This window comes from Nocardia sp. NPDC058058 (assembly GCF_042885355.1).
Classification (GTDB): Bacteria; Actinomycetota; Actinomycetes; order Mycobacteriales; family Mycobacteriaceae; genus Nocardia.
Map to the genome: position 1 here is coordinate 990,383 of NZ_JBHVSA010000001.1, position 26,299 is coordinate 1,016,681.

Consider the following 26,299-nt stretch of genomic DNA (forward strand, 5'->3'; position numbering starts at 1 on the left):
ATCTTAGGCACGATGGGCGGTATGAACGAGGGATCCTCGGGTGAGCGCGGCACCACCGAGCGCGTCCTGACCCTGCTCGGCCTGCTGCAGCAGCGTCAGGTGTGGACCGGTCCCGAGTTGGCGGACCGGCTCGCCGTCACCCCGCGCACGGTCCGCCGCGATATCGACCGGCTACGAGCGCTGGGCTACCCGGTGCACGCGAGCCAGGGTGTCGGCGGCGGCTACCAACTGGGCCGCGGTCAAGACCTGCCGCCGCTGCTGCTCGATGACGAGGAGGCGATCGTCACCGCCGTCGCCCTGCTGCTCGGGGCGGGCGGAGCGCTCACGGGGTCGGCCGACACCGCGCTGCGCGCCCTCGCCAAACTGGATCGGGTGCTGCCCGTCCGCCTGCGGCAACAGGTCCAAACCCTTACCGGCGCAATCGATTCCTTCGACGGCGGGCGGACCCCGATAGATCCCGATGTGCTGATGACGCTCGCGCGAGCATGCCGCGATCACGTCGAAGCCGTATTCGACTACCCGTCGTCCACCGCCACCGCCACCGGCACCCGCCGGGTCGAGCCGTACCGTCTCGTCGCCTCCGACCGCCGCTGGTACCTGCTCGCCTACGATCTCGATCGCGCGGATTGGCGCACCTTCCGGGTGGACCGAATGACGGCGGTCGCCGCCCGGACCTGGCACTTCGACCCGCGTCCGGCCCCCGATCCGGCCCCATACGTCCAGGACGGCGTGACGACCCGGGTCTACCCCGAGCAAGCGGGATTTCTGATTCGTGCCGCCGCCGACACCGTTCGCGCTCAGGTCCCGCCCTCGGCGGCATCTGTGCACGCCCGCGATGCCGATACCTGCGAACTCCGCAGCGGTGCAGCCAATCTCGATGCCGTCCTCATGCATGTGGCACTGCTCGGTCACGATTTCGAGGTGCTGTATCCGCCCGAGCTCATCGCTCGCCGCCGTTCCCTCGCGATCGCGCTCGGTTCGGCGGCGAGCGGCAATGTGCCATCCGAGCCTATGTCCGAATTGCCCGAAGATAGCTGAAACCAATGTTGTCTGTTGGATTTTCAGTCTGCTGTCCCAATTGACCCGCAAATATGTTGCGAGTGAGGACATTTGAAATCGGCTTCGTCACGACACGCGGTCGCAGTGGGGTTGCGAGGCGTCGGGTGCTCTAATCTCCGATCCCGTGCATGTGGGCAGAGATGATCGCATCGCCGAGGTCCTGATCCTCGGAGCCGGACCGGCCGGTCTGGTACTCGGCAATATTCTGCAGGGCGCGGGGATCGATTCGGTGATCCTCGAGCGCGGCAGCCGCGCGCATATCGAACAGCGGGCGCGCGCCGGATTCCTGGCGCCGGAAAGTGTCGCGGTGCTCGGCGAGTACGGGCTCGACGGTGGGCTGCGGACGCGCGGGCGCACCCACGACTCCTGTGAATTCCGCACTGCCGCTGGACGATTCGAGCTGTCCTACGGCGGCCTCGGACGGCGCGAAGTGCATACGGTGTATCCGCAGCAGGATCTGGTGACCGATCTGGTCGCCGAATACCTGCGCCGCGGTGGTGAGCTGCGCTGCGAGACCACCGCGCTGCGGCTCGGCGACCTGCACGGGGATCGGCCGTGGGTACTGTCGCGCACGCTGGAAGGCGTCGAAAACCCGCTCGGCGCAAGCTATGTCGCGGGCTGTGACGGCGCGCGCGGCCTCGCCCGCAAGACCTTCGCCGCGCCGAGTTCGACCTGCGAATACGACATCACCTGGCTGGCACTGCTGGTCCAGGCCCCGCCGACCACGGATACCGTCGTCTACGGCGTGCACCGGGACGGTTTCGCCGGGCAGATGCCGCGCGGACCCGAGGTGACCCGCTACTACCTGCAATGCGATCCGCACGACGATCCGCTGCACTGGAGTGAACAGCGGATCTGGAACTCGCTCGCCACGCGATTGGACGCGGGCCGGTACGGCTCGCTGCGTGCGGGCCCCATCTTCGAACGCGGTCTGGTGCGGCTGCGCTCGGAGATCCTGGACCCGATCCAGCAGGGACGGCTGTTCCTGGCCGGTGACGCGGCGTCCTCGATCAGCCCGTCGGCCGCCAAGGGGGCCAACCTCGCCATCCTGGGCGCACGCAGCCTGGCGCGAGCGCTGATAGCAGCGCTGCGGGGCGGCGATACCACTGCGCTGCAACGCTATTCGGCCGAATGCGTGCCGCGCATCCGCCGGGCGCACGAGTTCTCGCACTGGATGATCAACCTGCTGCATCCGCCCGCCGGGCCGAATCACGCGTTCGAGCGCGATATGCAGCAGGCCCGCCTGCACAGCCTCGCCACCTCACGCACCCATCAGGACTTCTTCGCGGAGAACTACGTCGGCATCTGAATACAGGAGGACGCGTGACCCGTTCGCTGGCAGTACCCCTTCGTATCGAAACCACCGACCGCGAAAGAATCACGGAGGCAGTCGAGTTCGTCAGAAGCCATGACACCGGCCGGGTGCTCGCCGCCATGCTGCCCGATCTGACCGTGGCCGAACACGCCGCGATCGCCGCGCACTGCCGGTTCGCCCACACCGCCGTGCTGATCTTCCCGGAGGAGCCGGAGGCGATCGACGCGCTGTTCGCCGAACACGACCTCGCGGTGGTGTCGGCCGGTCCCAGTACCGTGGTGCGCCGCCGCCTGGCGATCCGGCACGGCATACCGGACGAGCGGATGCCCGTCCGCATCTATCGTTCGGCGGTGCCCGCTCTCGATGGATCACCTTGCGAGATAGAGGTTTTCGCACTCGAGAACGCGCCGGACGAGGTGGCGGCCGCCGAACGCGTCACCGGGGCCGAATCCCACCTGGCGATGGCCACCGGCCCCATCGACGAGATCACCCTGACCGGTCTGCGCGCACTGTTCACCGGTCGCGGACGGATGCGGGCCGATGGCGGCGGCTACAACCCGCACGAGGACACCACCATCCTCTACTTCGCGTGCACCGGTGCGCGCACCCAGCCGTACCGGCGACTGGAATTACATGTCGCCGGGCATCAACCGCAGGTGCTGAGCACCCACACCCTCGAATCCGAGGGCCCGGCACAGCGATTGCTGCGACAGCTGACCGGCGCGTGGGCCACCCAGGCGCTGGCGGTCGCCGCCGAACACGGCATCGCGGACCACATCGCCGCCGCCCCCGGCGTCCCGATCGCCGAGTTGGCCACCCGCACCGGCACCGATTGCGGCGCGCTGACCCGGCTCATGCGCTACCTCCTCGACCTCGAGGTGGTGGAACCCGCGGGCGCGGGCTACGCCCTCACCGATACCGGCGCACTACTGGCCCACGGCCACGACCACTCCCTCAATTCCCTTGCGCGCCTGTACGGTGGCGCGTTCTACGAATCCTTCGGCGCGCTCGACTACGCCATCCGCACCGGGCGGACGGCATTCGACGAGCATTTCGGTCAGCACCATTTCGACTACTTCACCGCCGATCCGGACCGCGCCGAACTCTTCGACAGCGCCATGGCCGCCAGCGCCGCGATCTTCGGCCACGTCGGCCACCTGATCGACACCTCCACCGCTGACACGGTCATCGACGTGGGCGGCGGCAACGGCGAACTCCTGGCCCGAGTCCTGTCCGCGAACCCCCGCCTGCGCGGCACCCTCTTCGAACGCGCCACCACCCTCGACCGCGCCCGCCCCACCCTCCTCCGGGAAAACTGCCTCGACCGCTGTCACCTGGTCCCCGGCGACTTCTTCACCACCCCTTTGCCCCCCGCCGCCGACATCTACCTGCTCTCCAGAGTCCTGCACGACTGGAACGACACCGACTGCCGCACCATCCTGCACAACTGCGCCACCGCCATGACCCCCACCTCCCACCTCTACATCATCGAAAGACTCCTCCCCGAAGACAATTCCCCCTCCCTCGTCCCAGCCTGGGACATCCACATGCTCTGCAACGTAGGCGGCCGCGAACGCACCCCCACCCACTACCGAGATCTGGCGGCATCGGTCAACCTCGAAGTGACCGAACGCCATGACCTCCCCCTGGGTTTCGCGCTCCTGAAGGTGCGCAAGCGGCCCTAGAACAACCCCACGATGCGCCGGTGCCAACGGGAACCCCGTTGGCACCGGCGCATGCCGTTTCAGGCCGAATGTTCATGTCACGTGGCGTTATCGGCCTCCGGAATGATCCGGCATCTGTCCCGGGTCGGGATTAGTTGGGTTCGACGTCGGCGAAGTCGTTGATCCAGCGGTGCGGGGGGCGGGGTGGGTTCGGTTCGCCGGGGCGGGATACGCCGATGGCTTGCCAGCCCGCTGCAACCGCGGCGTCGAGTTCGTCCGGGTGGTCGGAGAGGAACAGGATGCTGTCGGCGGGGACTCCGATTGCGCCCGCGATCTTCTCGTAGGAGGAGGCTTCGCGTTTGGGGCCCGCGGTGGTGAGGTCGAAGTGACCGGTGATCAGGGGTGAGAGGTCGCCGGGGCGGGCGTAGGCGAACCAATCCTTTTGGTTGCGGACCGAACCCGAGGAGTAGATGTAGAGCTCTAGGCCGGATTCGCGCCAGGCGCGGAGCATGGGCGGGACGTCGGGGAAGAATTCGCCGTAGAGGGAACCGTTGCGGAAACCCTCGGCGCAGATGATGCCCTGGGCCGCTTTCAGCGGTTCGGCTTTCACGTCCGTGTTGAGCCAGTTGATCAGGATCGCGGCCACGTCGGCGATTGATGCGTCCGGTTGGTCGGCGAGTGCGCGGGTGTCGGCGATGATCGAATCCGCCGCTCCCCCGGTATTTTCCGCGAGCCAGCCGGGCAGGCGGTCACGGGTGTAGCCGTACAGCTCCTCGCGGACCGAACTCGTCGGGCTGGTGGTTCCCTCGATATCGAGGACGATGACATTGATCATGCCGGAAGCAATTCGTCGAGGGTCGGAAAGCCGCCGGAGATCTTGTCGCCGGTGAAATCGCCGATCCAGCCGTCCTCCTCCTCGAAGAACCGCACGGCCACGAATTCGGGTTCGGTGCCCATATCGAACCAGTGCAGCGTGCCCGCCGGAACCGAGACCAGATCGCCCGCGGTGCATACGGTCGCGAGCACCTCATCGCCGAGATGCAGGTAGAAGCAGCCCTGTCCGGCGGCGAAGAAACGCACCTCGTCCTCGGCGTGCCGATGCTCGTCCAGGAATTTGGTGCGCGCGGCCACGGCCTTGGCGGGCCATTCCGGATCGTTCGCATCGGGGTGAATGCGCGCCACATCGATGAACTTGAAGCGGCCGTCCGCGTTCAATTCCTCGATGCGCGACTGGTATTCGGCCAGCAGGTCCTCGGTCGAGGTGGCGGCGTCGAAACCGTCGAACAGTGACCAGCGCTCGAAGGTGATGCCGCGCTTACCGAGTTCGGCGGCGATCACCGCGTCATCGGTGGTGCGCAGCTTGACATCGGCGGAGTCCTGATCGGACATGATCTGCAGCAGAGTCATCGGTATTCCTTCCTCGGAACTAATTCTCGCGCACCGGCAGCTTGCGGAGCCCGGTCAAGGTGACCAGCTCGCACATGGCCTCGAGGCATTCGGCGCGGTCGCGGGCCTGCGCCAGCGTCGCACCCCATGCCGTAATGCCATGTCCGGCAATGAACAACACCGGCGGAGCGTCGGGATGTTCGTTCAAATACTTCTCGATATCCGCGCCGATCTGCGGGACATCGGCGTGATTCGGGAAAACCGGAATGTCGATGAGATCGGGACGGGGGCTGCCCAATCCCTTGATCAACTCGTAGCCGCTGAAACGCACGGGCTGCACATCCGCACCGGATGCAACGATCGACAGTGCGGTGGCGTGCGGCGGATGCACATGCACGACCGCGGCCGACGCGGTGGTGCGATAGACGGCGGTGTGAATCGTGGTCTCGGCGGACGGCTTTCGCCCGGTCGCGGACAGCGGCGCGGAATCCGCGACCGCCACGCTCACGGTGTCGGTCTCATCCAGCTCACCCTTGGACAACCCACTCGCGGTCACGATGGCCGTATCACCCTGGCGCACCGAGATATTGCCCGCCGTCCCCGGCATCCACCCGTTGGCGTAGAGCCCGCGCGCGATACCCGCGATCTCCCGCCCGGCATCGAGTGCGGGATTGCCGAGCACGCCATTTTCGGTGACAACGGCGGTCACCAGATCCGGCGGCGTCACATCGAACGCGGGATTGAACGTCGGCGTCCCCTCGGGAGCCGTTGTCACACCACCGAATCCGGTGACCTCACCCGAGGCCCGCTGCTCCACCACGATGTCGCTGCCGCGCGCGGTCGCCACATCCCGGGTGGATTCCGGCGCGACCACGATGAACGGAATCCCGTGCCGCTTGGCCGCGATGGCCAGCATGTAGGTGCCGATCTTGTTCGCCACCGACCCGTCCGCCGTGATGCGGTCCGCGCCGACCATGACCGCGTCCACACCCTCGGTCGCCATCGCCCACGCGGCGGCGGAATCGATGGTGAGCCGATGCGGAATCCCGGCCTCGGCCATCTCCCACGCGGTCAACCGCGCACCCTGCAACAGCGGACGCGTCTCGTCCACAATCACTTCCGCGAGCGCACCGCGCTGATGCAGCACGTTCAACGCGCCGATGGCGGTGCCCACCGCGGTGGTCGCGAGCCGTCCGGTATTGCAGTGCGTGAGAATCCGCAGCGGCCGATCCGCGCACAGCCGCTGCACCAGATCGGCGGCATGCGTGGCGGCGGCCAGATTCACCCGGCCGTCCTCGGCCAGCATTTCCAGTGCCTCATCCAGCACGGCTTGCGCACCATTCGGCAGCTGAGCCAGCGCGCGATTCACACCCCACGCGAGATTCACGGCCGTCGGCCGAGCATCGGCGACCCGAGCCGATTCCGCTTCGACGAGTTCGATATTCACCACGCCGTCGACGGTCGCGGCCCGCGCCGCGAGCACCACGCCGAACGCTCCCGACACGCCGATGGCCGGAGCGCCTCGAATCGCCAGCGATTTGATGGCGTCGATGAGATCGTCGACCGTGGTGATCCGCAATTCCCGCAGCTCCTGCGGAAGTGCGCGCTGATCGATGGTGACCAGGGCACCGTCGACCCACTCGATCGAGCTCTCAGCCATCTATCGTCTGTCCTCTCGCTGACTCCGGCGCGACCCGCGACCGGCATACGCCCACCGTATCGAACACGGATCGCCGCGTGACCGGCAGGTTTCAGATCACCGGAATCCGAATCACCCGCGCGCCGAGCGCCGAGATCACCGAGTCCTGCCAGGTGGGATCACACCGTTACCTTCTCGTGTTCTTCGCACATACCGCGCTACCATTGCGGTATGGCGAGAGAACGTCGCACCCGAAAGATCACCGTGACGGTGCCGGAAGAGATCGCCGCGACCCTGGACGATTGGCGCAGTCGGGGTCGTATCGAATCGATTTCGGCCTTCGTGGCGGAGTCCGTGAAGAACCGCGTCGACCGTGCCGAATCCCTGGCCCGCATCGAGCAGGTCTTCGGCGGCCGCCCACCCCTGGATCTGATCAATCGCGCTCGCGCCGTGCAGGGCCTGCCGCCATTACCCGAGGAGGATGTCGACGGCGACCACGCCGGCGCGGCATGACCTCCCCCGGCGCCACCCTCGGCGGCGTCGTCTTCGATACCGCCGCGCTGACCGCGTGGGCGCATCGGGTCGCCTATGTGCAATCGGTGGTGTGGGCCACCGCCGACGCCGGGCACACCATCGTCATACCGGCCACCGCGCTGGCCGCCGCCCGCGCGCTGATTCCGCCGGGGCGACATGACATTCTGACCGTCCTGCTGGACCTGCCGAATACGGTCATCCAGCCGTTGGACCGCCCGGCCAGTGATCAACTCGGCGCTGCCCTGGCCGATCGTTTCGACGCCGATTCCCTCATCCCCGCCGGTCACGCGACAATCGAAGCGGTGAGCCGGGATTGGCCCTGTCTCACCGATCGCCCCGAAACCCTCCGCAAACTCGACCCGCGCATTCAGACAGACACCCTGCCCTGAGCTACCCGTCGCCGGTGCCGGGATCGATCAGCCGATAACCGACGCCCCGCAATGTCTCGATACTGCTGCGCCCGAACGGCGCGTCGATCTTCTTGCGCAGATAGCCGATATACACCTCGACCACGTTTTCCGGCCCCGCATAGTGCGCATCCCACACATTGCGCAGGATCTCGGCCTTGGTCAGCGCGATTCCCTTGTGTCGCAACAGGAATTCGAGTAATCCGAATTCCCGCGGGGTGAGCGTCAAGTCCGCCCCGGCGTGCCGCACCAGCCGCCGCGCCGGATCGAGCGTCAACTCCCCCGCCGTCAAGATCGCCGGTTGCTGCGGCGCGCGCCTGCGCAGCAGGGCGCGCAATCGCGCGATCAGCACCACGAAGGAGAACGGCTTGGTCAGGTAGTCGTCCGCGCCCAGATCGAGGGCATCGGCCTGTTCGTAGTCACCGTCCTTGGCGGTGAGCATCAGCACCGGCGTGGCCACATCGCGCTGTCGCAGGCGTCGCAGTACCTCGTATCCGCTCAATCCCGGCAACATGATGTCGAGCACGATCACATCGAAGGTGTCCTCGGCCGCCCACCACAATCCATCGGTCCCGGTATGCGCGAGCTGCACCACGAAACCTTCGAGCTCGAGCCCACGCGCGATGGTCCGCGCCAGCCGCTCCTCGTCCTCCACCACCAGCACTCGCACCGCCCAAGCATGCACCAGCGGACGCGGGCGGCCGGAATTCGGCCCGGGTTCTCAACATCCTCTCAGCGGGTTCGTGACATGGTCGAAGGATGTCGTCCGCAGCTACCCACAAGCAAATGGAGTCTCCGGCCGTATCGGCGCGCCCCAATCCGCCGCGTCCCGCCGTACTCGGCATCCTCGCGGCGCTGGGCCTGGGCATGCTCGTGCTCACCATCGCGGTGGTCGCGCATCCGGATCCGCTCGGGCCGGACGCGAGCTGGATGCGGTGGTTCGTCGAGCATCGCAATGGCACGGCGACCGCGTTCGCCAAGGGCATCAGCGCGGTCGGCGACACCGCGACGATGACCATGCTCGGCGTGGTCACCTGTGTGCTGCTGGCATGGCGAAGGCATTGGGAGACCGCGGTTTTCGTGGCGTTCACCGCGCTGGGCTCGGGTGCGATCGTATTCTTCGGCAAACTGCTGATCGGGCGGCCCCGGCCGCCGCTGGTCGATCGGCTGGTGGTGGAGACCAATCACTCCTATCCGTCGGGACACGCGCTGGGTTCGACCGTCGTGGTGGGTGTGGTTGTCGCGCTGCTGGTTCCGCTGCTGCACGGGCTGTGGCGCTACCTGCTGGTGACCCTCACCGTGCTGTTCGTGCTCGGCGTTGGCGTGTCCCGGCTGTATCTCGGCGTGCACTGGCCGACCGATGTACTGGCCGGGTGGGTCTTCGGCATCCTGTGGCTGAGCCTGTGCTTCACCTATCGCCCCGTGCTCGCCGAGCGCAGCCGGGCAGTGCTGGCGCGGGCTACCCGCGACTGAACTCGCCGGTCAGGCGCGCCCCAGCGCCAGGGTGACATTGTGCCCGCCGAATCCGAACGAATTGCTGAGTGCGTAATCGACGCTCTGCGCACGCGGCGCACCGGCGACGATATCGAGCGAGGTGTCCGGATCGCCCTGCTCGAAATTCAGTGTGGGCGGGACGATCCGCTCTTCCAGCGTGCGCAGCGTGAGGATCGCCTCCAGCGCGCCGACCGCCCCGATGGAATGCCCGAGCGCCGACTTCGGCGCGTACACCGAAGCATCCGGGGTGACCGCGGTGATGGCATTGGCCTCGGACGCGTCACCGATCGGGGTCGAGGTGGCGTGTGCGTTGACATGCCGGATATCGGCGGCGGCCAGTCCCGCGGTGCTGATCGCCTTGCGCATGGCCCGCGCGGCCCCGTCACCGTCCGGCGCGGTACCGGTGATGTGATAGCCGTCCGAGGTGATGCCCGCCCCGAGCACCCGTCCGAGTATCCGTGCGCCCCTGGCTCGCGCGTGCGCCTCGGACTCCAGCACCAGCAGCGCCCCGCCTTCGCCGAAGACGAACCCGTCGCGAGACCGGTCGAAAGGCCGTGAGGCGCGCGCCGGTTCGTCATTGCGGGTGCTCATGGCCCGCATCATGGCGAAACTGGCGATCGGCACCGCGTCGATATGTCCTTCCACGCCACCGGCGACCACCACATCGGCCTCGCCCGTCGCAATCAGCCGCCAGCCGTGAGCGATTGCCTCGGCCCCGGACGCGCACGCCGAAACCGGTGCGTACACACCACCTTTCGCGCCGATCTCCAATCCGACGGTGGCGGCCGAACCGTTCGGCATCACCATGGGCACCGTCATGGGCGGTACCTTGCGATATCCCCCGGCGCGCATGGCGTCGACCGCGTAGACCAGCGATTCACCTCCGCCCAGCCCGGTTCCGACCGCTACCGCGAGCCGTTCGGCCTCGACCTCGGGCGTTCCGGCCTCCTGCCAGACCTGCCGCGCCAGTACCAGCGCGAGCTGCTGCACGAACGACATCCGCCGCTGTTCGATCCGGGTCAGGTGTTCGCCCGGCTGATTGGTCAATCGCCCGCCGATCCGCACCGGCAGCTGATTCTCGGTCACGAAATCATCTGTGAGCGTGGTGATTCCGCTCTCGCCCGCCAGCAGTCGCCGCCAGGTCGTATCCAGATCCGGTCCGAGGCAGGTGGTGGCCGCCATTGCGGTAACCACGACATTCCGAGTTTCTGTACCACTTGCTACACCCATGCCGACATGGATACCTGTACCGTCCGCTACAGTCAACCCGTGCCGCGACCCCTCGACCACGCCCGCCGCGCCGAACTGCTGGCCGGCGTCATCGCCTATATCGCCGAGCGCGGCCTGGCCGAACTCTCGCTGCGGCCCCTCGCGGAATACCTGGGCACCAGCTCGCGGATGCTCATCCACTACTTCGGCACCAAAGAGCAGATGTTGATCGCCGCACTGGAAACCCAGCGCCCGGATATTCCGGCGCTCTTCGCGGGCATCGACGATCCGGACGTCCTGAAATCCCGTCTGGGGAAGTCTTTTACGGTCAATACGACGGGACAGGCCGCTGTCAGCATCCGAGTCCTGCTCCAGGTCCTCGGCGCGGCAACCGTGCCCGGCAGCCCCTTCACCGCGTACGCCACCGATGCCGTGCGAGTCCTGGTATCCGCCATGACAGACACACTCACCCGCATCGATCCCACCATCGCGGATCCCGAAGCCGCCGCGACCCTGCTCATCTCCGGTATGCGCGGGGTGATCACCGACTGGTGGATCACCGGCGACACCGATCGCATCACCCGCTCGGTGGACCTCCTGGTGAATCAGGCCATCTGACCTAGGCTGCGGGGATGCGGACGGAGCGGCGACTGATCGACACGGTGGCGTGGGTGCGGATCGAGAACGGGCGGATTCTCTGCGCTCGCCCCACGGGTAAGGACGTCTTCTATATCCCGGGCGGCAAGCGGGAGGGCGCGGAGACCGACGAGCAGACCCTGCTGCGCGAGATCGAGGAAGAGCTCACGGTGGCCCTGCTGCCGGAATCCGTTGTGCACGTTGGTACTTACGAGGCCGAGATTCCCGATGCCGTCGTGCGAATGGCCTGTTATACCGCCGACTACACCGGTACCCTCGCCGTCAGTAGCGAGATAGAGGAGACGGCCTGGTTCACCTACGCCGATCGCCCGCATGTTCCGCCGGTCGACCAGTTGTTATTCGACGATCTGCTGGCCGATGGCCTGCTCGCCGCACATCCCGATTCCACTAACTAGAACATGTTCTTGACATGTGGCAGTGGGCGGTCGTCCGGAGACTGGTCTGAATGTAGAACATGTTCTAGTGTGATGGGCAGAACATTCCAGTGCCGGGAAGTTAGAGGAGCCCCCACCACATGCGTACCGAGATCTGCGACCGCCTGGGCATCGATGTCCCCATCTTCGCGTTCACCCACTGCCGCGATGTGGCCGCCGCGGTCAGCAATGCGGGTGGGCTGGGCGTGCTCGGCGCGGTCGGCTTCACCGCCGAACAGCTCGAGGTCGAACTGGCCTGGCTCGATGAGCATGTCACCGGCGTGTACGGCGTCGACCTGGTCATCCCCTCCAAGTACGAGGGCAAGGGCGTCGAGGGTCTGAGCCCGGAGGAGCTGGAAGCCCAACTGGCCAAGCTGGTTCCGCAGGGCCACCGCGATTTCGCCGAGAAGATCCTCGAGGATCACGGCGTCCCGCATCTGCCCGAGGACGAGCGGCACAACCAGCTGCTGGGCTGGACCGCCACCACCGTCGCGCCGCAGATCGAGGTAATCCTCAAGCACCCCAAGGCCAAGCTGGTCGCCAACGCGCTGGGCACCCCGCCCGATGACGTGATCAAGACGATCCAGGACTCCGGCCGCCTGATCGGCGCGCTGTGCGGTTCGGTCAAGCACGCGCTCAACCACAAGAACGCCGGACTCGACTTCGTCGTCATGCAGGGCACCGAGGGTGGCGGGCACTGCGGCGAGATCGCCTCGATGGTGCTGTGGCCGCAGGTCGTCGACGCGATCGGCGATATGCCCGCACTCGCCGCCGGTGGTATCGGCAATGGCCGTCAGGTCGCGGCCGCGCTGGCCATGGGCGCGCAGGGCGCGTGGACCGGTTCGCTGTGGCTGACCGTGGAGGAGGCCAATGTGCCGCCCGCGCAGATGCAGACCTACGTCGATGCCACCAGTTCGGACACCGTGCGTTCGCGGTCCTGGACCGGTAAGCCGTGCCGCATGCTCAAGAACGACTGGACCGAGGCGTGGGACCGCGAGGACACCCCGAACCCGCTCGGCATGCCGCTGCAGATGATGGTCGCGCTCGATGGCGTCAAGCGCGGGCACCGTTACCCCGAGGCCGCCAAGGACGTGAACTTCAACCCGGTGGGCCAGGTTGTCGGTCAGCTCAACAAGATCGAGCGTTCCACCGATGTGGTGCAGCGCCTGATCCAGGAGTACCTGGAGGCCTGTGAGCGTCTGAACAAGCTCAACAACGCCTAGCGGCACCCGAATTCGCCGCGTCGACCTCGTTGTCGGCGCGGCTTTTTCGTGCGCGTGAGAAGCGCCGCGCGACAGCGCTTCCGCGAGTCGCCCCGGCGTGTCGCCTGAAACCCGCTGCAACCGCGTTGTTCTCGGCCCCCGGCTACCCCACTATGTAGGTAGCGCCGGGTTCGCCGACGGCCGCTGTTCGCGCAGCGGTGTGACACGCGTCTCCGAACCGCCGGTGCGACTTGCTGTTTCGGGTCCAGGATTGCGACGGTGTTCGAATCATGCTGAAAAAGAAGCCTTCGCGCCGAATCCTCGGGACCGTCGTGTCCGTCGGCATCGTTCTCGTGCTCATCATCGCCGCCGCGCTGCTCGAGAATATGGGCGGTTCGAAGAGCTCCACCACCTCCACGCCGCCCGCGCCGCCGCGCGGCGGGCCGGTGGCCTCGGCGGCCGAAATCAACGGCCTGCTACCGAAACTCAAGGTGTCCAACGAGTTGCCGATGACCGGATACGACCGGGATCGGTTCCCGCACTGGGATACCGAGAAGCCCGAACACGGTTTCGGCGACGCGTTCGCCAAGTACAGCCGCTGCACCACCCGCGAGGTCATGCTGCTGCGCGATGCGGTCGGCACGGTCACCCTTGATCCCGCGACGTGCAAGTTCACCATCGGCAAGGATTCGGGCTGGCGCGATCAGTACGGCGTGCCGGACAAGAAGACCAACGGCCTCAAGCCGTACAAGTTCATCACCGATTCCGCGGGCGTGGATATCGATCACATTGTCGCGCTGGCCGAAGCGTGGCGTTCGGGCGCGTCCAAGTGGGATGACAACCACCGCCGCGATATCGCCAACGACGCCTTGAACCTGGCCCCCTCGGACCCGACGGCCAACCGCTCCAAGGGTGATCAGGACCCGTCGACCTATATCCCGCCCGGCAATTTCCGGTGTGGCTATATCGCCCGCTATATCCAGGTCAAGATAAAGTACGACCTGAACGTCGATTCCAAGGAGCAAACCGCGATCCAGACAGCGGTCAAGGACTGTATCGACAAAGGAGAGTTCAAATAGTCGACATCGTCGAAATTCGCACCGAGGCAGCCGTCATGACCCAGGAAGAGGGCACGGTTTCCGGGGATCTCGATGTGACGCTGGACTATTCGGGTAAAGGCCTGGTCCGCTATCGCGGCACCGCCACCTGGTACACCATCGGCAACCTCGAGGACACCCCACCCCGATCCTGGTCCGCGGTAGAGGATTTGGCCGGCGCCATCGAACAGGAAGCCGACGGCCGCGACTCCTACGGAAACGTCATTCCGTTCGAAGCCTGACGACCGCCGCCCTTTGCGAACCGCGTGAACTAACCCTGTACCGACGCCAGCGCTTCGGCGCGCTGCTTGAGCCCATCGGTCATCCCGCCGAAGCCCTTGCGCATGGCGCCGCCCAGCACCGCGCTCACCAGAATGCTCAGCGGACCATTCAGCTCGAAATGCGAGGTGTACCGCGTGCGGCCGTCCTCGAGCGGAATGACATTGTGCTGCCGCAGGCTGTTCAGCAATCCCGGCACGGGCTTCATGTTGTAGCTGAATTCCTTGCCCGGGGTGTGGGTTCGGATGTATTCGCGCTGCTGGCGGGGTTTGGAGCCGAGCAGTTGCACCTGCATATCGATCGGGGTGCCGGGTTCGAGGGTGGTCTGGCAGGACGAGACGAAGGGGTTCCACTCGCCGTATTTGGCCACATCGGTGAGCACCTGCCACACCAGGTCGGCGGGTGCGTCGATCTCCACGCTGTTGTCGATGACAAGGGTCATGGGGGAACCATACTGAAACGCGTTCCAGTACTCGGGGTGAGTACCCCCGTAGAGGTAGGCGGGGGTCATTCTCACAGACGATTCGGCATCGGGCGGGCGACTCTAAGGTCGAGCGATGACGGAACGGCCGGCGGTCCCGCGCCTGATCGAGCTGGACGCGCTACGCGGATTCGCCCTCGGCGGAATCCTTTTGGTGAATATCACGGTGATGTCCGATCCCGGCGGCTTCGGTGACGGCTCCGCCATCACGGTCCTGGAAGCGTTCTTCCACAACAAGTTCTACGTCCTGTTCTCCTTCCTGTTCGGCTACTCGCTGACAATGCAGTTCCGATCCGCCGAGCGGGCGGGGGTCAGCGCCAGGGTGCGCACGATCCGGCGCTGCCTGGCATTGATGGCCATCGGCGCACTGCACGCGATCTTCTTCTTCACCGGCGATGTGCTCTTCGGCTACGGTGCGATCGGCCTGGTGTTGTTGCTGCTCAGCGGATTGCGGCCGCGCAGAGCGTTGCAGGTCGCGGGCGCGATATTCGCCATCTGCGTCGCGGTGATGACCGTGCTGGGTCTGCTGGCCTCCGGCGGCTCGTCCGAAATCGATCCCGCCGAACATGATCGGCTTGTGGGCATCATGCGCGAGGGCTGGGGCGCGGCCGCCCGGCTGCGCTGGGAGGAGTTCAGTGGCAATCTGCCGCTGTTCGTCGTCTACGGACTGATCAATATCCTCCCCCTTTTCCTGGTCGGACTCGCCGCGGGAAAGGCCAGGGTTCTCGAGGATCCGCAGCGCTACCTCCCCTACCTGCCCCTCATCCAATGGATCGGTTTCGGTGTGGGACTTCCGGTCTCGATCCTCGCGGCCCTCACCCACTGGCCTGCGCTGGCGGGCCCGGTAACAGTCGCCGATCCACTGCTGACCGCCGCGTACGCGGCGACGCTCCTGAGAATCCTGTCCGCGCACCCCCGGGTGGCCGAGATTTTCGCCCCCGCGGGCAAGATCGCCGCCACCACCTACATCAGCCAATCGATCATCACCTCGGTGATCTTCACCGGCTACGGTCTCGCCCTGGCGGGCAAACTCTCCGACTGGATGGTCCTGGCCATAGCGCTCGCCATCTACCTCACCCAGCTCGCCATCGCGCGAATCTGGGTGCGTCACCACCGATATGGCCCCCTGGAATGGCTACTGCGGGAGGCCACCTACGGCCCGGCCTCGGTCAGGGACAGAGGGCGTGGGATATCAGGGCGGTGATGTCGGGCTTGGTCTCGGGGGCGGCGGTCATGGCGATGGTGAAGGCTCGGCCTTCCTTGGTGCCGCCGGTGATGGTGATGTAGCCGGCGATGCCGCCGGTGTGGCCGAAGTATTCAGCGCCGCAAGGCAGTTGGGTGTGGCCGATGCCGAGGGCGTAGCGCATGTTGCCGTCGTCGGGCATGGGCGAATCGCTGGTCAGCATCTGAGTGAGTTCGGGGGCGGCCACGATGCGCCCCGCGAGCAGGGCCAGGTAGAAGCGGTTGAGGTCCGCGCCGGTGGAGACGAGCGCGCCCGCGACCCAGGGTACCGAGGGTTCAGAGCGCGTCGCATCGGTCAGGACGCCGTCGATGGTGGCGTAGCCGTGCGGATGCGGGCCGCGAATATCGAGTTCGCCGGTGGCGGGGAGATAGGTGTCGGTGAGCTGGTTCGGCGCGGTGATACGGCCGGCCAGCTCATCGGAATAGGCTCTGCCGGTGACCTTTTCGACGAGCATTCCGGCGACGATGTAGTTCGTGTTGGTGTACTTGTATTGCGCGCCCGGCGCGAATTGCGCGGGCATGCGCAGGGCGATCGCGATTTCCTGCGCCGGTGTGTAGGTGCGTCCGTCGAGCCCGGCGCGGTATTCGTCGATCTGCGGATCGTCGGTGAGTTCCGGTAGACCGCTGCGATGTTGGAGCAATTGGCGCACGGTGATATTGCGACCGTCCACACCCTGACCGGTGAGCAGTCCGGGCAGGTAGGTGTCGATCGGTTCGTCGAGCCGAATCTTCCCCTCGCCGACCAGCTGCATGATGATCGCCGACACAAAGGTTTTGGAGATGCTGCCGACCCGGGTCTGCTGCGGCGGGGTCATGGGAATCGGCGCGCCGGTGGTCCGATCGGCGACGCCGGAGGTGAGCGTCACCGTCTGCCCGCCCTCGGTGAGCGTGGCGATCGCACCGGGGACGCCGCCGTGCACGAGCGCGTCGATATCCTTGCGCACCTGGTCGACTCGATTCGGCGACACCTCGATCGGTGTGGTGGTCACGACCTTGGGCGAGCTGTCGTTGTTCACACTGGAGCAACCCGCCACCGCAAGGAGTCCGAAAGCGGTCACGATCGGCATGATTCGCATAGTTCGACCGTAGGGACCGGGGCAGGCGCTGACCATCGGGACAACCCCTGAGTCCGGCCCTGAGAAGTCCGGGGGCGACACCCGCCTCCGGTTGGATGCGCGGGTGCCGCCGATTCCGGTCAGGCAGCCGGGCGCGGCAGTCGCGCGGCCAGACCGACCACTCCGGCCGCGACCGCCGCACCGGCGATGACGTACCAGCCGCGCTGGAACGCCTCCAGGGTCGCGTCCGGTCCGGCCGGGGTGCCCAGCACCGCGACCAGAACCGCTACGCCAATGGCCAATCCGAGTTGGCGGGCCATGCTCAATACCGCCGAGCCTGTGGCGAAACGCTGCGGCGGCAAACCCGCGGTGCCCGTGGCGAAGCTTGTCGGCAGGGTGAAGCCGACGCCCAATCCGGTCAGCAGCATGCCGCCGAGCAGACCGCCCGCGAAGTTCGGTGTCAGCATGACCGACACTGTCCACCACAGGATTCCGGCCGCGAACAGCACACCGCCGAGCAGGATCACCGGCCCCGCGCCGACCTTCGCGATGACCTTTCCTGCCAGCACCGCCACGATCGGCACCACCAGCGGCCCGGGCGCGATGGCGAGCCCGGTTTGCAGCGCCGACCAGCCCCACACGTTCTGCGCCCACAGCACCACCGAGAGCAGCATGCCCGCGAAGGCGATATTGAACAGCATCGAATTGCCCACCATCAGAGCGAAATTCGGCAGCCGCAGCAGCGCGGGATCCACCACCGGACTGTGATGCCGTCGCGACGACAGCACGAAGGCGAGCCCGAATACGAACGCCGCGACCAGTCCCCCGACGACCCCGGCCGAACCCCACCCCCAATCCTCGCCCTTCACCAGCGCCAGAATCAGCGCGGCCACCGAGGCGACCAGCATGAGCGCCCCGAACCCGTCGGGCAGCGCACCACCGTCACCGGTCGGATTCGGCAGCAGCCGCCAGCCGATCACCAGCGCCGCGATCCCGATCGGCACATTCACCAGAAACACCCAGCGCCAATCGATTTCGACGAGCAGCCCACCGAGTACCGGTCCCAGCGCCGCGCCGAGACCACCGAATGCGACCCACAGCCGCACCGCCATGGCGCGACGTTCGGGCGGGGTCGCCGCCAGCACCAACCCGAGCGAGGCCGGGGTGAGCATCGCGCCGCCGACCGCCTGTAGGACCCGGAAGCCCACCAGTGATCCGGTATTCCAGGCCACCGCGCACAGTGCCGAACCGAGAATGAACAGCCCCAGCCCGAGCAGGAAGGTGGTGCGATTCCCGCCGCGATCACCGAGCCGCCCGGCGGGCACCAGCAGCGCCGCGAACACGATGGCATAGGCGTTCAGCACCCAGGACAGCCCGGAGATCTTCGAACCGCTGAAGTCCGCGGCGATCTCGGGCAGCGCCACGTTCACGATGAACAGGTCCAGGCTGGACAGCAGTACGCCGATGGCGACGATGCCCAGCACCAGCCGCGAATCGACGGTCTTGCGGTCCGGCTCGGCCACAACGGTATTCACGATCTATCCCCCATCATTCGCCCGGGCGGGCCAGTGAGTTGCATCATGAAACGCACCATAGCCGGGTGAGTTCTTTCAAGCAACCGACTAGGGTGTGGGCATGCGCCGAACCAGCTTCGAGGACATGAACTGCTCCATCGCCCAGTGCCTGGAAGTCGTGGGCGAATGGTGGACGCTGCTGATCGTTCGCGACGCGCTCTTCGGCGTCACCCGCTTCGACGACTTCCGCTCCCGCCTCGGCATCGCCCGCAACGTCTTGACCCAGCGCCTGGAATACCTTGTGGCGCAAGACATCATGACCCGCGAGCCGTACCAGGAGAATCCACCCCGCTACGACTACCGGCTCACCGAGAAGGGCCGTGCGCTCTGGACGGTCATCGCCGCCATGCGCCAGTGGGGCGACACCTTCGCCGCCCCCGACGGCCCCCCGATCGAGACCGTGCACAAGAGCTGCGGCCACACCATGACCGTCGAACCGGTCTGCTCATCCTGCGGCGAGCACGTGCATCGCCGGGACCTCCGGCTACAGCTCGGCCCCGGCGCACACAGCCCGGACCTGCTGCCGACCGCCGGTCACTGAGTCGAGACCTATTTCGCGGAGACCGTGAGATCCGGGATGCCGAGGGCACGGGCAACATGCGCGGCTTCGGCGGATAGCTCGGAGAGAGGCGCGGGGGCATCGTCGAACATCGAGACTATGAGGTCGGTGCCGGTGACCTCCCAGGTTCCGGCGATGGCTCCGTCGATCAGCACGAGCGGTGAGATCCAGCCCGCCGTGCGGCTCACCTTGGCACGGTGTTCGGCGGAAAGCAGTGCGGCATCGGCGGTTCCGGGGCCGAGGACGTATTGATCGAACGCGCCCAGCAGCCGCACGGAGTGTGCGGGTTCGGTGGTGGCCAGAGCGTCGGCGTGTTCGGTGAGGATGTATCCCTTGCGCCCCTCGACCTCTACTTCGGTGATCCGGTCGCCCAATTCGGCGAACCAGCGGCGCAGCACCGGCTTTTTGATATTGCCGCGCGAGAGCCAGGCGTCGAAGGTCTCCGGTGCGGCCGGTCCGTATGCCCCGAGGTACGCCGCGATGATTTCGGGCGCGGCCGCATCGGGTTCGGGAATTCCCTTCCAGTCGGGGACCAGGTGCGCCGGGCTGGTGAAGGTGATCGAATTGCCGTCCGCGGGACCGTGACACAGCGCGCCCTGCCAGGCCAGCGGTTTGAGCACCGAGCCCCAGCCGGAGCGCAATTGCTCGCCGAGCGGATGGAATCGGGGTTCGGCGACGATCGCGGACACCAACTCGTCGCGCGACAGGATCGCTCCGTCGAGGATCTCCCCCACCGCGTCGACCAGTGCCGCGACATCCGCTGGGGTCGCACCGTAAACCTTTGTCCAGGAAGGCTTTTCCCAGGTGCGGGCCGAACCCATCAGGGACAGCACCCCGGCCGCGATGTCGGGGGTGAGTGCGTGCAGGGTGCCCCGCATGGCCCAGGTCTTGACCAGTTTCCCATCCCCCAGCGCCTTGACCACCGCGCCGGGCTCACCCTTCGTGGTGCGGATGGCCACGGCGGTTTCGGCCGCCGAGGTCACCTGCGCCTGCACCCCGGCCAGGCGGCCCACCACCGCGACCGCGTTCGCTCCATCGCGCGCGGCGATGAACTGCCGACCCATCCGCCAGGTGAACACCTGATCCCAGGAAACCCGCACCGCACCCACCTCTCGACGACACCGAAGCCGAGATCACCGTACGACCCCGCGCTGTGCGAGTGCGGATTTCCCGGTGTGAAATCAGAGGCGTTCGATAATCGTGGCGTTGGCCAGGCCGCCCGCCTCGCACATGGTCATCAGCCCGTACCGGCCACCGGTCTGCTCGAGATGGTTGAGCATGGTCGCCAGGATGCGCACCCCGGACGCGCCGAGCGGATGCCCGAGCGCGATCGCACCGCCGCGCGGGTTCAACTTGGCGAGATCCGCGCCGAGTTCATGCGCCCACACCAGCGGCACCGGCGCGAACGCCTCATTGACCTCGTAGGCGTCGATGTCGTCGATGCTCAATCCCGCCCGCGCGAGCACCTTGCGGGTGGCGGGTACGACCGCGGTCAGCATGAGCAGCGGATCATCGCCGACCACCGCGAACGAGTGAAACCGCGCCCGCGCCTTCAGCCCGAGCTGCTTCGCCTTCTCCTGGCTCATGATCAGCGCGGCGGACGCGCCGTCGGTGAGCGGAGAGGAATTGCCCGGGGTGATCGACCATTCGATCTCCGGGAACCGGGCCTTGAATTCGGCGTCGGTGAACGCGGGCTTCAACCCGGCCAGCCCTTCCACCGAGGTGGTCGGCCGAATCGTCTCATCGGCGGTCAGCGTGCCCGCGGCGACGATCTCATGGTCGAATCCGCCGGAAGCCGCGGTGGCAGCGGCCAATTGGTGCGACCGCGCGGCGAAGTCGTCGAGCGCGCCCCGATCGAACTTCCAGCGCGCGGCGATGATCTCGGCCGCGATGCCCTGCTGCACAAGCCCATTGGGGAACCGCTGCGCCAGCGGTCCACGATTGGCGTCCTTACCCTGCGCGTTGGAGAACATCGGCGCGCGCGACATGGATTCCACGCCACCGGCGATGGCGATGTCGTACGCCCCGGCGATCACGCCCTGCGCGGCGAAGTGCGCCGCCTGCTGGCTCGAACCGCACTGCCGATCGACTGTGGTGGCCGGCACAGTTTCCGGGAATCCGGCCGCCAGTGCCGCCGTTCGCGAGATATTGAACGCCTGCTCGCCCGATTGCGTGACGCAACCGCCGATCACATCATCGATGAGCGCAGGATCTATTCCGGTGCGTTCCACGAGCGTCTCCAGCACGCCCGCGAAGAGCGTCGCGGGATGCACTTCCGATAGTCCACCACCGGCTTTCCCTTTGCCGGAGGGCGTGCGGACGACGTCGACTATGACGGCGGAAGTCATGGCTTCTCCTTGTTCGTACCTGCCTACCGGATGTGAATTCCGGTTAACATCAGTACTGTACCCCACCGTCCAGCCGACGCGTTCGCACCGATTCGAACATCCAGGAAGACCTCAGAATTGGTTGCTAGCCTGTTGCCATGACTGCCAGCCAGGGCGTCTCACCGGGCCCTTTTTGGGACCTAGAGACCCGACTGTCCTCTGTCCTGTCGATGCTCGCCGGATATATCGGCGCGGCCGCCTACGCCCACTCCGCGGGCTACTTCGTCACCTTCATGACCGGCAATACCGAGCGCGCCATCATCGGTAATTTCGTCGGCGACCACACCCTGGCCGCGGGTGCGGGCCTGCTCATCGGCTGCTTCGTACTGGGTGTTTTCGTGGCCTCGATGTGCCGCCGGTACTGGTGGCGCAATCATCCGCACGGTGCGACCATGCTGGCTACCGCCGCGCTGATGGTCGCGGCCGTCGGCGATCACATTCTCGGCGAACGCGGTATCGGCCTGACACCGATTCTCGCCGTCGCCTTCGGAATGGGCGCGCTGAACACCTCTTTCGTGAAGAACGGCGAGGTGTCCATTCCGGTCAGTTATGTCACCGGCACGCTGGTGAAACTCGCGCAGGGTATCGAACGGCATTTGGCGGGTGGCGGTTCGGTGCGCGACTGGGCCGGATATGCCGTTCAATACGGCTCTTTCGCGCTCGGCGCGCTCATCGGCGGACTGGTCAGTATTCCGGTGTCCGGTGAATACATGCTGGATGCGGCGGTCGTCGGCTCGATGCTGGTCGCGATCTACACCTGGCGAGCCGATGTGCGCTACTGCCGGAACGAGGAGAAACGCCGAACCGACGTGGCATGCACCGCATCACAACCTGACACCACACCGGGCAACTTAACCGCAAAGTGACTTAGCTGGGCCTATTCTCCGAAATATGACAACCAGCAAAGAGGAAGTTAACGAAGGGCCGGTGCACGCTCTGGCCCGGAGCGCCTGGCAGTCGATCCTGGTCACCGGCATCCTCTCGGTGGTGCTGGGCATCCTGATCCTCGCCTGGCCCGGCAAAACCATTCTGGTGGCGGGCGTTCTCTTCGGCGTCTATCTGATTGTGTCCGGACTCTTCCAACTCATCGCGGCCTTCGGTGCGCATCTCAGCGCCGGAATGAGAATCCTGTCCTTCATCAGCGCCATTCTGTCGCTGATCCTGGGCTTCCTATGCTTCCACAATTGGCGGGACAAGGGTGAGGCCACCGCGGTGCTGCTGCTTGCCATCTGGATCGGCATCAGCTGGATCTTCCGCGGCGTCGCTTCACTGATCGCGGGTCTGGACGCGGACGGTATGCCGGGCCGCGGCTGGGCGATCTTCTTCGGCATCATGCTGGTCATCGGTGGTGGCTGGCTGATCGCGGTGCCGTTCACCTCGATCCTGACCCTGACCCTGGTGGCGGGCTGGTGGTTGATCTTCATCGGCATCATGGAGATCTTCAGCGCGTTCACCGTCAAGAGCGGTGCGAAGGACGTACCGAAGGCGTTCTGACGCAATAGAATTCGCCTGCCGGCGGTCGCCCTCCTCGGAGCGCGGCCGCCGGATTCTTTTGTCCGGAGGCGGTGTCAGCGCAATCGCTTGGGCCGTTTATCCATCAGCCGCAGGATCAGCGGCGTGAAGATCAGCTGCATGGCGAGATCCATTTTCCCGCCCGGCACCACAATACTGTTGGGCCGCGACATGAACGAATCGTGCAGCATGGACAGCAGATACGGGAAGTCGATCACCTTCGGATCGGCGAACCGGATGACCACGAAACTCTCGTCCGCGGTGGGAATCGAGCGAGTGGTGAACGGATTCGAGGTATCAACCGTCGGCACGCGCTGGAAGTTCACATAGGTCCGGGAGAACTGCGGGCAAATGTGTTTCACGTAGTCCGGCATGCGGCGCAGGATCGTATCGATGATCGCCTCGCTGGAGTAACCGCGTTCGGTCTTGTCGCGGTGTACCTTCTGAATCCACTCCAGATTGATGATGGGCACCACCCCGACCAATAGGTCGGTGTACTGCGCGACATCGATGCCGTCCGTAGTGGCGGCCCCGTGCAATCCCTCGTAGAACAGCAGATCGCTACCCGGGGACAGTTCCTCCCACGGGGTGAACGTACCGGGCGGCTGCCCATAGGGTTTGGCCTCGCCCTCGTTGTGCAGATAGCGCCGGACCGCGCCGACCCCGGTCTCGCCGTAGTCGCTGAAGAGCCGTTCCAATTCGCCGAGCAGGTTCGCCTCCGGGCCGAAATGCGAGAATCCCAGATTGCGATTCTGCTCCGCTTCCGCCATGGCCAACTGCATTTCATTGCGGTCGAAGCGGTGGAACGAATCCCCTTCCACCAGGACCGCGTTGATTCCCTCGCGGCGGAATATCTCCTGAAAGGTCCGCGTGACGCTGGTCGTTCCCGCACCGGAAGACCCGGTGATCGCGACCACGGGATGTTTGACCGACATGGCACCTCCTGGATTGCCGGACAGCTGATTTCGCCGCTAACGGGCCGGGCGGAACAGGGAACGCGATCCGAACAGTGAGGCGTCGAAACTCGGCCCCTCATCGGGTTCGGAGTGATAGCGCTCGATGCGCTCGACCTCGTTGCGGGAGCCGAAGATGAACGGAATCCGCTGATGCAACTCGTTCGGCCGCACCTGCAGGATTCGTTCGTGTCCGGTGGTGGCCGCGCCGCCCGCCTGTTCGACGATGAAGGCGATGGGGCTGGCGCCGTAGAGCAGTGAGACGCGGCCGGGGCGGTCGGGATTGCGGGTGTCGCGGGGGTACATGTAGAGCCCGCCGCGCGTGAGGATGTGGAAGGTGTCCGCGACCAGGGAGGCGACCCAGCGCATATTGAAATCGCGTCCGCGCGGGCCTTCGTCACCCTGGAGGCATTCGTGGACGTAGCGGCGCACCGGCCGCTCCCAGAACCGCTCATTGGCGGCGTTGATGGCGAAACCCGATGTGTCGTCCGGGATTCGCATGCGCGGATGGGTGAGCACGAACGCACCCACCTCGCGATCGAGGGTGAAGCCGTCCACCCCGTTGCCGGTGGTGAGCACCAGCATGGTGGCGGGTCCGTACAGCGTGAACCCGGCGCACACCTGCTGTACACCGGGTTGCAGGAAGTCCGTGGCGATCGCCGCCCGCCCGTCCTCCGGGGCGCGCAGCACACTGAATATCGTTCCCACGGGCAGGTTCACATCGATATTGCTGGACCCGTCCAGGGCGTCGAAGGCGAGCAGGTATTTTCCGCGCCGCACTTCCGAGGGCACCGCGTGGAACTCACGCATCTGCTCGGACACCAGCGCCGAAAGCGGTCCGCTCCACTGGCTTTCGGCGACCATGACGTCGTGCGCGATGGCATCCATCTTGCGGTGCACGGTGACCGGGAGGTTATCCGGTTCGTACGCGCCGAGGGATCCGACGATCGCGCCCCGCGTCACCTGATTCGCGATGATCTTGGTGGCGGTCGCCAATACGTTCAGGAGCGCCGAGAACTCCCCCGATGATCCGGGGTGCCGGTGCTCCTGCTCGATGGTGTAGCGGGTGAGGGTTTTCAGACCTTCAGGCATACCCCTGCTCAATTCCTCACGTGGTGGCCACCTCCGGTGCGGTGGCGTCCGCGAACACGCTGCTGCCGTAGACGTCGTTGTCGGTCAACGTGATCAGATCGGTCCGGCTCAATGGCCGGTGCAGTTCGACGAGCCGCTTGGCCTGACGCAGTCGGCAGCGGTCCAGGGCATTGCGCACGCTGCGGGCATTGGCGAAGCGCGGGCGGGTCATGCGCAGTTCCAGATATCGCGAGAACGCCTGCGTCGCGGCGGTATCGAAGTGGAAGTTCTCCTGGGCCACCATGAGCTCGGCGATGGCCAGCAGTTCCGCGTGCGTGTAATCCGGGAACTCGATGTGGTGCGCAACCCGCGAGGACAGGCCCGGATTCGCGGAGAAGAAGGTGTCCATGCGATCCGGGTAGCCCGCGAAAATGACCACGAGCGAAGTGCGTTCGTTCTCCATCTCCTGCAGCAGGATCTCGATCACCTCCTGGCCGTAATCGCGTTCGTTCTCCGGCCGGAACAGGTAGTACGCCTCATCGATGAACAGGACGCCCCCGGCGGCTTTGGCGAGGGCTTCCTTGGTCTTGGGTGCGGTGTGCCCGATGAACTGGCCGACCAGATCGTCACGGGTAACGGTGTGCACCTTGGGTTTACGGATATAGCCGAGCGAATGCAGCATCTCGGCCATGCGCAGGGCCACCGTGGTCTTACCGGTGCCCGGCCCGCCGGTGAAGCTCATATGCATGGTGGGCCGGGTGGCCTGCAATCCGAAGCGCTGGCGGGCGCGGTCGATCAGCAGCAGTGCCGCGATCTCCCGCACCCGGCGCTTCACATTGGCCAATCCGATGAGCTCGGCGTCCAGGCGGGTGAGGGTGTCCTCGACATCCTTGCCCGCGATATCGGTCGAGAGGTCCAGCAGCGCGTCATCGGCTAGGTGGTCGGCCGCCGCGTCCTCCGGTGACGAGGGGTCGGCGGCCGATCCGCGCAGCGGTGCGGAGTTCGTGGCCCCGGGCCGATGCATCTGGAACCCGTTGCCCGGACGGCCGGCTGCAGGTGCCCGATCGCCCGGAACCGCGGGATGCGCTGTACTCACGATAGGTCCTCCCG

The 26,299-nt window shown here is 66.1% G+C and carries 28 protein-coding genes; 15 read left to right on the forward strand and 13 right to left on the reverse strand.

Going from position 1 to position 26,299, the window contains the following annotated elements; all coding sequences use genetic code 11:
* Positions 1-21: 21 nt before the first annotated feature.
* From ACFVUS_RS04475 to ACFVUS_RS04485, 3 genes are all read left to right on the forward strand, one after another.
* Positions 22-1,038 (forward strand): helix-turn-helix transcriptional regulator, encoded by a 1,017-nt coding sequence (locus ACFVUS_RS04475; RefSeq protein ID WP_387761746.1) that lies wholly within the window; start codon positions 22-24, stop codon positions 1,036-1,038.
* Between the two features lie 145 nt (positions 1,039-1,183).
* Positions 1,184-2,368, forward strand: a complete 1,185-nt coding sequence (locus ACFVUS_RS04480) for a 4-hydroxybenzoate 3-monooxygenase (protein ID WP_387761747.1) — start codon at positions 1,184-1,186, stop codon at positions 2,366-2,368.
* A 14-nt stretch (positions 2,369-2,382) separates the two neighbouring features.
* Positions 2,383-4,059, forward strand: coding sequence for a methyltransferase (locus ACFVUS_RS04485; protein ID WP_387761748.1), 1,677 nt, complete (start codon positions 2,383-2,385; stop codon positions 4,057-4,059).
* A 130-nt stretch (positions 4,060-4,189) separates the two neighbouring features.
* Here the strand turns inward: ACFVUS_RS04485 and mtnC are convergent, their stop codons facing one another.
* The 3 genes from mtnC to mtnA are packed head-to-tail and all read right to left on the reverse strand — an operon-like array spanning position 4,190 to position 7,084.
* Positions 4,190-4,873: an acireductone synthase gene (mtnC, locus tag ACFVUS_RS04490; RefSeq protein ID WP_387761749.1), complete on the reverse strand. Its 684-nt coding sequence runs from the start codon at positions 4,871-4,873 to the stop codon at positions 4,190-4,192.
* Positions 4,870-5,445 (reverse strand): acireductone dioxygenase, encoded by a 576-nt coding sequence (locus ACFVUS_RS04495; protein ID WP_375967230.1) that lies wholly within the window; start codon positions 5,443-5,445, stop codon positions 4,870-4,872. The genes mtnC and ACFVUS_RS04495 overlap by 4 nt, the downstream gene beginning before the upstream one ends.
* Positions 5,446-5,464: 19 nt before the next feature.
* Entirely contained in the window at positions 5,465-7,084 is a 1,620-nt protein-coding gene (gene mtnA, locus ACFVUS_RS04500) for an S-methyl-5-thioribose-1-phosphate isomerase (RefSeq protein WP_387761750.1), read from the reverse strand.
* Positions 7,085-7,294: 210 nt separating this feature from the next.
* Between mtnA and ACFVUS_RS04505 the strand changes: the two genes are divergently transcribed.
* Both ACFVUS_RS04505 and ACFVUS_RS04510 read left to right on the forward strand, forming a co-directional pair.
* The gene (locus ACFVUS_RS04505) at positions 7,295-7,576 is read left to right on the forward strand and encodes a hypothetical protein (protein ID WP_387761751.1); all 282 of its coding nucleotides are present in this window, start codon (positions 7,295-7,297) and stop codon (positions 7,574-7,576) included.
* The gene (locus ACFVUS_RS04510; protein ID WP_387761752.1) at positions 7,573-7,986 is read left to right on the forward strand and encodes a hypothetical protein; all 414 of its coding nucleotides are present in this window, start codon (positions 7,573-7,575) and stop codon (positions 7,984-7,986) included. Before ACFVUS_RS04505 ends, ACFVUS_RS04510 begins: the two co-directional genes overlap by 4 nt.
* A gap of 1 nt (position 7,987) precedes the next feature.
* Here ACFVUS_RS04510 and ACFVUS_RS04515 read toward each other — a convergent pair whose 3' ends face one another.
* The gene (locus ACFVUS_RS04515; protein WP_387761753.1) at positions 7,988-8,674 is read right to left on the reverse strand and encodes a response regulator transcription factor; all 687 of its coding nucleotides are present in this window, start codon (positions 8,672-8,674) and stop codon (positions 7,988-7,990) included.
* Positions 8,675-8,790: 116 nt separating this feature from the next.
* Between ACFVUS_RS04515 and ACFVUS_RS04520 the strand changes: the two genes are divergently transcribed.
* Positions 8,791-9,477, forward strand: a complete 687-nt coding sequence (locus ACFVUS_RS04520; protein WP_387761754.1) for a phosphatase PAP2 family protein — start codon at positions 8,791-8,793, stop codon at positions 9,475-9,477.
* 9 nt (positions 9,478-9,486) lie between these two features.
* Here the strand turns inward: ACFVUS_RS04520 and ACFVUS_RS04525 are convergent, their stop codons facing one another.
* Positions 9,487-10,728, reverse strand: a complete 1,242-nt coding sequence (locus ACFVUS_RS04525) for a KasA/KasB family beta-ketoacyl-ACP synthase (RefSeq protein WP_387761755.1) — start codon at positions 10,726-10,728, stop codon at positions 9,487-9,489.
* A 39-nt stretch (positions 10,729-10,767) separates the two neighbouring features.
* Here ACFVUS_RS04525 and ACFVUS_RS04530 point away from each other — a divergent pair, with 39 nt between their 5' ends.
* From ACFVUS_RS04530 to ACFVUS_RS04550, 5 genes are all read left to right on the forward strand, one after another.
* On the forward strand, positions 10,768-11,325 hold the full coding sequence (locus ACFVUS_RS04530; protein ID WP_387761756.1) for a TetR/AcrR family transcriptional regulator: 558 nt from the start codon (positions 10,768-10,770) through the stop codon (positions 11,323-11,325).
* A 14-nt stretch (positions 11,326-11,339) separates the two neighbouring features.
* The gene (locus tag ACFVUS_RS04535) at positions 11,340-11,759 is read left to right on the forward strand and encodes an NUDIX domain-containing protein (RefSeq protein ID WP_387761757.1); all 420 of its coding nucleotides are present in this window, start codon (positions 11,340-11,342) and stop codon (positions 11,757-11,759) included.
* 119 nt (positions 11,760-11,878) lie between these two features.
* Positions 11,879-13,000 (forward strand): NAD(P)H-dependent flavin oxidoreductase, encoded by a 1,122-nt coding sequence (locus ACFVUS_RS04540; protein ID WP_375967217.1) that lies wholly within the window; start codon positions 11,879-11,881, stop codon positions 12,998-13,000.
* Between the two features lie 269 nt (positions 13,001-13,269).
* Positions 13,270-14,058 carry an HNH endonuclease family protein gene (locus ACFVUS_RS04545; protein ID WP_387761758.1) on the forward strand — a complete coding sequence of 263 codons (789 nt, stop codon included), beginning with the start codon at positions 13,270-13,272 and terminating at the stop codon, positions 14,056-14,058.
* Positions 14,059-14,093: 35 nt separating this feature from the next.
* Positions 14,094-14,318 carry a hypothetical protein gene (locus tag ACFVUS_RS04550; protein ID WP_387761759.1) on the forward strand — a complete coding sequence of 75 codons (225 nt, stop codon included), beginning with the start codon at positions 14,094-14,096 and terminating at the stop codon, positions 14,316-14,318.
* Between the two features lie 29 nt (positions 14,319-14,347).
* Here the strand turns inward: ACFVUS_RS04550 and ACFVUS_RS04555 are convergent, their stop codons facing one another.
* A complete protein-coding gene (locus ACFVUS_RS04555; protein ID WP_387761760.1) occupies positions 14,348-14,797 on the reverse strand; it encodes an SRPBCC family protein in 450 nt (149 codons plus the stop codon).
* 115 nt (positions 14,798-14,912) lie between these two features.
* Here ACFVUS_RS04555 and ACFVUS_RS04560 point away from each other — a divergent pair, with 115 nt between their 5' ends.
* A complete protein-coding gene (locus tag ACFVUS_RS04560) occupies positions 14,913-16,040 on the forward strand; it encodes a DUF418 domain-containing protein (protein ID WP_387761761.1) in 1,128 nt (375 codons plus the stop codon).
* Here ACFVUS_RS04560 and ACFVUS_RS04565 read toward each other — a convergent pair.
* Entirely contained in the window at positions 16,006-17,145 is a 1,140-nt protein-coding gene (locus ACFVUS_RS04565) for a serine hydrolase domain-containing protein (RefSeq protein WP_387761762.1), read from the reverse strand. The genes ACFVUS_RS04560 and ACFVUS_RS04565 overlap by 35 nt on opposite strands.
* Before the next feature lie 128 nt (positions 17,146-17,273).
* Complete coding sequence (locus ACFVUS_RS04570; protein ID WP_387761763.1) at positions 17,274-18,668, reverse strand: MFS transporter; 1,395 nt, start codon at positions 18,666-18,668, stop codon at positions 17,274-17,276.
* 100 nt (positions 18,669-18,768) lie between these two features.
* Here ACFVUS_RS04570 and ACFVUS_RS04575 point away from each other — a divergent pair, with 100 nt between their 5' ends.
* Entirely contained in the window at positions 18,769-19,248 is a 480-nt protein-coding gene (locus ACFVUS_RS04575; protein ID WP_387761764.1) for a winged helix-turn-helix transcriptional regulator, read from the forward strand.
* Positions 19,249-19,256: 8 nt separating this feature from the next.
* On the opposite strand, the gene ACFVUS_RS04580 is transcribed toward ACFVUS_RS04575, so the two are convergent.
* Positions 19,257-20,366 (reverse strand): winged helix DNA-binding domain-containing protein, encoded by a 1,110-nt coding sequence (locus tag ACFVUS_RS04580; protein WP_387761765.1) that lies wholly within the window; start codon positions 20,364-20,366, stop codon positions 19,257-19,259.
* An 81-nt stretch (positions 20,367-20,447) separates the two neighbouring features.
* Positions 20,448-21,614 carry a thiolase family protein gene (locus ACFVUS_RS04585; protein WP_387761766.1) on the reverse strand — a complete coding sequence of 389 codons (1,167 nt, stop codon included), beginning with the start codon at positions 21,612-21,614 and terminating at the stop codon, positions 20,448-20,450.
* 137 nt (positions 21,615-21,751) lie between these two features.
* On the opposite strand from ACFVUS_RS04585, the gene ACFVUS_RS04590 reads away from it, so the two are divergent.
* Complete coding sequence (locus tag ACFVUS_RS04590; protein WP_387761767.1) at positions 21,752-22,519, forward strand: YoaK family protein; 768 nt, start codon at positions 21,752-21,754, stop codon at positions 22,517-22,519.
* Positions 22,520-22,544: 25 nt separating this feature from the next.
* On the forward strand, positions 22,545-23,147 hold the full coding sequence (locus ACFVUS_RS04595; protein WP_387761768.1) for an HdeD family acid-resistance protein: 603 nt from the start codon (positions 22,545-22,547) through the stop codon (positions 23,145-23,147).
* Between the two features lie 74 nt (positions 23,148-23,221).
* On the opposite strand, the gene ACFVUS_RS04600 is transcribed toward ACFVUS_RS04595, so the two are convergent.
* Genes ACFVUS_RS04600 through ACFVUS_RS04610 form a run of 3 tightly spaced genes read right to left on the reverse strand, consistent with a single transcriptional unit; the run spans position 23,222 to position 26,285 of the window.
* Entirely contained in the window at positions 23,222-24,100 is an 879-nt protein-coding gene (locus tag ACFVUS_RS04600; RefSeq protein WP_387761769.1) for a phosphoribulokinase, read from the reverse strand.
* 36 nt (positions 24,101-24,136) lie between these two features.
* Positions 24,137-25,210 (reverse strand): class 1 fructose-bisphosphatase, encoded by a 1,074-nt coding sequence (locus ACFVUS_RS04605; protein WP_387761770.1) that lies wholly within the window; start codon positions 25,208-25,210, stop codon positions 24,137-24,139.
* Between the two features lie 16 nt (positions 25,211-25,226).
* A complete protein-coding gene (locus tag ACFVUS_RS04610) occupies positions 25,227-26,285 on the reverse strand; it encodes an AAA family ATPase (RefSeq protein WP_387761771.1) in 1,059 nt (352 codons plus the stop codon).
* Positions 26,286-26,299: the final 14 nt, after the last annotated feature.